The 6,150-nt window shown below is 62.1% G+C and carries 8 protein-coding genes and 1 pseudogene; all 9 read left to right on the forward strand.

The genetic code is table 11. From position 1 onward, the window contains the following. Positions 1-411: pseudogene (locus ABDB87_RS20365) on the forward strand (methyl-accepting chemotaxis protein); the annotation flags it as partial. A 133-nt stretch (positions 412-544) separates the two neighbouring features. After that, positions 545-1,423, forward strand: coding sequence for a CheR family methyltransferase (locus ABDB87_RS20370; RefSeq protein WP_345930519.1), 879 nt, complete (start codon positions 545-547; stop codon positions 1,421-1,423). Then, positions 1,416-2,009 (forward strand): chemoreceptor glutamine deamidase CheD, encoded by a 594-nt coding sequence (gene cheD / locus ABDB87_RS20375; RefSeq protein WP_345930521.1) that lies wholly within the window; start codon positions 1,416-1,418, stop codon positions 2,007-2,009. The genes ABDB87_RS20370 and cheD overlap by 8 nt, the downstream gene beginning before the upstream one ends. An 84-nt stretch (positions 2,010-2,093) precedes the next feature. Then, on the forward strand, positions 2,094-3,125 hold the full coding sequence (locus ABDB87_RS20380; protein ID WP_345930524.1) for a protein-glutamate methylesterase/protein-glutamine glutaminase: 1,032 nt from the start codon (positions 2,094-2,096) through the stop codon (positions 3,123-3,125). Between the two features lie 101 nt (positions 3,126-3,226). Next, on the forward strand, positions 3,227-3,571 hold the full coding sequence (locus tag ABDB87_RS20385) for a hypothetical protein (protein ID WP_345930526.1): 345 nt from the start codon (positions 3,227-3,229) through the stop codon (positions 3,569-3,571). Positions 3,572-3,689: 118 nt separating this feature from the next. After that, positions 3,690-3,980: a helix-hairpin-helix domain-containing protein gene (locus ABDB87_RS20390; RefSeq protein ID WP_345930528.1), complete on the forward strand. Its 291-nt coding sequence runs from the start codon at positions 3,690-3,692 to the stop codon at positions 3,978-3,980. 45 nt (positions 3,981-4,025) lie between these two features. Beyond that, the gene (locus ABDB87_RS20395; protein WP_345930530.1) at positions 4,026-4,394 is read left to right on the forward strand and encodes a YciI family protein; all 369 of its coding nucleotides are present in this window, start codon (positions 4,026-4,028) and stop codon (positions 4,392-4,394) included. Between the two features lie 487 nt (positions 4,395-4,881). Beyond that, positions 4,882-5,256, forward strand: a complete 375-nt coding sequence (locus tag ABDB87_RS20400; protein WP_345930532.1) for a lysozyme inhibitor LprI family protein — start codon at positions 4,882-4,884, stop codon at positions 5,254-5,256. A gap of 74 nt (positions 5,257-5,330) precedes the next feature. Continuing rightward, the gene (locus tag ABDB87_RS20405) at positions 5,331-5,813 is read left to right on the forward strand and encodes an NUDIX hydrolase (protein ID WP_345930534.1); all 483 of its coding nucleotides are present in this window, start codon (positions 5,331-5,333) and stop codon (positions 5,811-5,813) included. The last annotated feature ends 337 nt before the right edge of the window (positions 5,814-6,150 follow it).

Consider the following 6,150-nt stretch of genomic DNA (forward strand, 5'->3'; position numbering starts at 1 on the left):
ATGAACGAGATCTCGGCGGCGTCCCTGGAGCAGAGCAACGGCATCGAGCAGGTGAGCGTGGCGGTGACGCAGATGGATGAGACTACCCAGCAGAACGCGGCACTCGTGGAGCAGGCGGCAGCGTCGGCCGAAGCGCTCTCGGGGCAGGCGGCGACCTTGCTGGAGATCGTGCGCCGCTTCCGTCTGCAGGAAGACGACGGGGCAGCAGGGGGCAAGGCCCCGGCGCTGGAACTCGCGGCGCAGGCCGGCACGGCTGCCCGCGCAGCCTCATTGCCGGCGCCGGAAATGGCCGCCGGAGGGCGATCCGGCAGCGCCCGCGCACGCGCGCCGGGCAAGGGGGGCACTCGCAAGCCGGCTTCATCGCCCGGCGCCCGCCCCCTCAACACTGATGAAGACTGGAGCGAATTCTGAACGCCCGGGCGCACGCAACTTCCTGCAGGCTCGGGGCTCACCGGGCGAAGCCCTCCCGGGCGCCGCTGCCGGTGCGCCGGTGTGCCGGCGATGAGTGCAGGAGGGCGGGGCACTTCAGTCCGGGTGGCCAGCCATGAGCATGGCCCAGGTCATCGGCCTCTTGCCCGATCACGATCTGCTGAAGGTCGAGCGCGAGTTCGACTATACCGAGGCCGACTTCGAGGAGGTCCGGCGTCTGATCTATGAGCGCGCCGGAATTTCCCTTTCCACCTCGAAGCAGGATCTGGTCTATGGGCGCCTGGCGCGCCGCCTGCGTGCACTCCGCGTGCCGAGTTTCGCGGCCTATCTGGCTGTGCTGCAGCGGCCGGAGTCAGAGGAGTGGGAGCATTTCACCAACGCACTGACAACCAATCTCACCGCCTTCTTTCGCGAGCGCCACCATTTCGAGATGCTGGCCGCCGAGCTTCGCGCCCATGCCGGTGAGCGCGCGATGCGGATCTGGAGCGCGGCCTCCTCGACCGGGGAAGAGCCCTGGTCCATCGCGATCACGGTTGCCGAAACCCTGCGTCGGGCGACCGATGAGGTGAGGATTCTCGCGACCGACATCGATTCGAAGGTGATCGAGCACGGTCGAGCCGGCGTGTATGCCATCGAGCGTGTCGACGCGCTCGATGATGCGCTGCGCCGGCGCTACTTCCAGCGCGGCAGCGGCCCGCATGCCGGCAAGGTCCGCATCGTGCCCGGCCTGCGCAGCATGGTCAGCTTCCGCAGGCTGAATCTGCTCGACGAGGCCTGGCCGATGCGGCACCGCTTCGACGCCGTCTTCCTGCGCAACGTGCTGATCTATTTCGACAAGGCCACGCAGGCTCATCTGCTGTCGCATCTTGCCAATGTCATTGAGCCGGGCGGGGTGCTCTTTCTGGGCCACTCGGAGAGCCCGCCGATGGACCGGCAGGTCTTCACGCCGATCGGGCGCACGGCCTACCGTGTGGGCGGGCGCCGCCATGGCTGATTACGGCTCGGCGCCGAACCGCTACTACGACCAGCGCTTCAAGATCGAGGCCATCAAGATCCTGCCCGGCGAATACTTCGTGACCGGACGCGAGGTCGTGATCGTCACCGTGCTGGGCTCCTGTGTGTCGGCCTGCATCTATGACCGGGTGGCGGGGGTGGGCGGCATGAATCACTTCATGCTGCCGGATCATCACGAAGGAGGTCTGCTGAGCGAATCGATGCGCTATGGCGCGTATGCCATGGAGATGCTCATCAATAATCTCATCAAGGCCGGCGCCGCGCGTAACCGGCTCGAAGCCAAGCTATTTGGTGCCGGCCGAGTGTTGGCCAGCATGACCCAGACCGATGTGGGGGCGCGCAACGCGAGCTTCGCTCTCCGGTATCTCGAGGACGAAGGCATTCCGGTCCGGGCGCGCGACATGCTCGACGTGCATCCGCGCAAGGTCTACTTCTTTCCCTGTGAAGGCCGTGTGCTGGTCAAGAAAATCAGGACGCTCCACAACGACACGATCGTGCAGCGCGAAATGGAATACGAAGCCATGCTCGAGCGCGTCAAACTGGAGGGCTCCGTGGATCTGTTCTGATAACCGCAAACAGGTGCCACTCCGGTTTTGTCGCAGGTGGCCGTTATTCAGGTTTGAAGACATGCAAAGCAACCGGGTACAGACATGATCAAGGTTCTCATCGTTGACGACTCCGCACTGGTTCGTCAGATACTCAGTCACATCCTGGGCAAGGAGGCTGACATCAAGGTCGTGGGTACTGCCGCTGATCCGATCATTGCGCGCCAGATGATCAAGGATCTCGACCCCGACGTGCTCACGCTCGATGTTGAAATGCCGCGCATGGACGGTCTCGAGTTCCTCGAGAAACTCATGCGCCTGCGGCCGATGCCGGTGGTGATGGTCTCCAGCCTGACCGAGCGCGGCGCCGACGCCACGCTGCGCGCGCTGGAGCTGGGCGCCGTCGATTACGTCACCAAGCCTTCGGGGAATTTCGGCGGCGGCCTGGAGCAGTACAGCACCGAAATCGTCGCCAAGGTCCGTGTGGCCGCCCGCAGCCGGGTGCGCCGGCTCGACCCCGCCGCGGCCAGCGCCCGCCCGGCGCTGGTTGTGCCCTCCGGCATTCGCGGGGCCAGCGAGAAGCTGATCCTGCTCGGCGCTTCGACCGGTGGCACCGAAGCCATCCGCGAGGTGCTCGTCGCCCTGCCGGCGGACAGCCCGCCGGTCGTGATCGTCCAGCACATGCCCAAGGGTTTCACCGCCTCGTTCGCGACACGGCTCAACAGCATCTGCCGCATCACGGTGAAGGAAGGCGAGCAGGGCGAACGCATCCTGCCCGGCCACGCCTACATCGCGCCCGGCGGGCAGCACATGATCCTGCGCCGCAGCGGCGCTTTCTACCAGATCGGCATCAACGAGGACGAGCCGGTGAATCTGCACCGGCCCTCGGTGGACAAGCTCTTCCTGTCTGCCGCGCCCAATGTCGGCCGCAACGCCGTCGGCATCCTGCTGACCGGCATGGGCAAGGATGGTGCCCTCGGCTTGCAGGCCTTGAAGCAGGCGGGCGTTTATACGATCGCGCAGAACGAAGCGACCTGCGTCGTCTATGGCATGCCGCGCGAAGCCGTGCGCCTGGGCGCCGCGAATGCCGAACTGCCGATTGGCGATATCGCCGCGCATGCCCTGAGCCGATTCTGAGCCCGCACTGCTGCGAGGCAGGGCTACCGCAGTCCGCCCGCCGGGCCTATGCTTGGCAGAGGGGCGGCAAAACCCTCGCCGCCCGCTCGCGGGGAATCACGATGGACTGGTTTCGCAAATTGCCGGGTTATCGCCGCACGCCGCCGGGCTTCGAGCGCCGCTTTCTGCGCCGTGTGCCCTGGCTGATGTTCGCCGGTGGTGTGCTGATCGCGCTGGCCATGATTTCCATGCGGATCTGGCCGCCGCATGATCCGCTGGGCGACACCGGCCGGCTCGTCGATATCCGCGATGCGCAATTGCTCGTGCTGCTGGCCGTCTACTGGTGGGTGGTGCTCGTCATGGGGACCGCCGCCTTCATCGTGATGCTCATGAAGGGCCCGGCCTATGTGGCGGATGCCTATCCGCTGAGCGATGCCGACCGGCCCGCCACCGGCAGGAAAGACTGAACTCCGCGCTGCAGACGATTGACCCCGGTGCAGTACGGCTTGCATGATGGCTGGCTGGCTGGCGGCCGGCCCGGTGCCGGACGCAACAGACCGCCCCTTTTCCTTCAGGTGAGCCCGCATGAACCCGGACAAAGTCGAACGCACGCGCCTCCGTCGCCTGACCGATCTGCCCAACATCGGCAAGGCTGCCGCAGAGGATCTGCGCCTGCTGGGTTTCGAGGAGCCCGCACAGATCGCGGGCGCCTGCCCCTACGAAATGTACCGGCGCCTGTGCGAACTGAGCGGCGCCCGCCATGACCCCTGCGTGATCGACGTGTTCATGTCGGTGACCGAGTTCCTGAAAGGCGGGCCCGCCCGACCGTGGTGGGCATACACCGAAGCGCGCAAGGCCGCGCGGGGTGACCGCTGAGAATGAGGCCGGGCGATGGACTTCGGCTTATGACAGGAGGATTCGATGCGGGTCATGGTGCTGGTGAAATCGACAGCGAACGGCGACACGGATTTCGTGCGCACGCCCTGGACAGACGCCATGCTCGAAGCCATGGGGCGTTTCAATGCAACGCTTGCCGAAGCGGGCATCCTGATCGTAGCCGAGGGGCTCAAGCCCTCGCGCTGCGGCAAGCGGATCGCTTTCGACGGCGAGCACCGCACCGTGATTGACGGGCCTTTCCCCGAGCCGGCCACGCTGGTGGCCGGGTACTGGCTGTGGCAGGTGCGGGACATGGACGAGGCGGTGGCCTGGGCGAAGCGCTGCCCGAACCCCATGCCGGAAGCCTGTGAAATCGAGATCCGGCCGTTGCATGAGGCGCCCGATCCGGATTGACGCGCGACATTGAGCGCCGGCCGTTTTTCCCCTGAGCCAAGCGCTGTCCGCCAATATATTGCGCAGTTCGGGCATTGGGTTTCCTCTCGGTCGGCTTTGGCTGGCGGGGTTATTGCGTAATCCGGTGGCCTTGATGAACCGGAGCGATTACGGCGCTGTTGTTATGGTGTTAGCCTGCTGATCAACAGGGTCGGTTGGCGGCTGTCGGCCAGAAGCAGACAGACAACCGCCGAATGCAAAGCAGTCACTCAGATCTTTTGTACCATGCAGGTCAGCTGCTGCTTTTGTCGGCGTTTACTCGGGTAGAAAACCGCTCCTACTCGCCGGAAAGATAGGTAGGAAGCGGCTTTACGCAGATTCCTTGCCGGGATGTTATCCAGCAGCGCCCGGAGTTATACAGCAAAATTGCTGTCCAAATTTATAGTTAGCCTAACAGTAATTTATGCGCACGAAATTTCTTGTCCTTATCCTGCTTAACCTTTGCTGTATGCAAATCAGTACTGCTTGTAATCTCCAGTGCCAGAACTCACGTCTATCTTATCAGCTCGAACAGAGTGACAAGAGACTTAACACAACATATCGCCAGCTTGTTTCGGTTCTCAGTCCTTCGGAAAAAATTGAGTTGCGTAAAATTCAACGAAACTGGATTGTTCAGCGCGACATAATATGTGATGGCGAGGAGGCTCGATGGTGTGAAGACAGTGGTTGTACCAATGGTTTTCAAGTCGTGAGTGCAGGAAATGAGCGTTTGTCTTGTCTGACCGACATCACCGAAAAGCGAATTGTCGAATTAAAGCAGGCAATCAAAACAAAAAAGGTTGGTGTCGATCCGGTATTGACGTTCATTCCCTTTGGTAAATAGGCTAACCAATCATTCCAGCGGACCGCCGAAATGCTGCGCATTTCGTCACCCGCTGAATTCAAACGTTAAACGTCATGATTTCCGTCCGAGTGAACGGCCAGCGATTTCAAGTTCGTGCTGCTTCGATAGTGATTCACGACGGTCACGTTTTGCTGCATCGCGCAGCCGACGATGATTATTGGTCCTTGCCGGGCGGGCGGGTAGAGATCGGCGAAGCTGCCTCGGCAACGGTAGTTCGTGAAATGAAGGAGGAACTTGGAGAGGCAGTGACTTGCGGTCCGCTCGTGCATGTTGTCGAGAACTTCTTCGACATCAAGGGCGAGCCAAACCACGAGATTGGGTTCTACTTCCAAGTCGCCTTGTCGGAAGGGTCGCCTCTCGTCGACAAGGCACGCTCCTACAGTGGTTTGGAGTCAGACCTTAGGCTCATGTTTCAATGGCACGCATTGTTAGACCTTGGCTCCATCGATTTGCGGCCGGCATTTCTGCGCAATACGTTGTCGACAATCCCACTGGTCTTCTCACATGTTGTCCACCCCGGCGCAGATGACGTGTAACCGATCGCTCGAGTGGATCTCTACCAGCTCCAACGTTGATGGTCAGCTTTCCAATCTCTTGACCGTCCGTAACGGGTCGAAAGCAGTTGCTCAGTCAAATAAGCGGAGCGCGCCGATACCGCCAGCGCGGTGCTCATGTCGGGCACACAACTGCTCGCGATGACCAGATTTCACTGTTATTCGATGTGCATGATCCTGGCATAGTCGGAGTTGGGGCCACTCCGGGGCCGGTCTGGGACCTCGCAGATCGACCCGGAGATCCCGAGTTCGACACTTCACCTCCAAAAACCGCCTTTCTTGACCTCTCGGCAACGTAGCCGTGCGGGTTTGCGGGGTG

Origin of the sequence: Uliginosibacterium paludis, from assembly GCF_039631355.1 — a bacterium.
Taxonomy (GTDB): Bacteria; Pseudomonadota; Gammaproteobacteria; order Burkholderiales; family Rhodocyclaceae; genus Uliginosibacterium; species Uliginosibacterium paludis.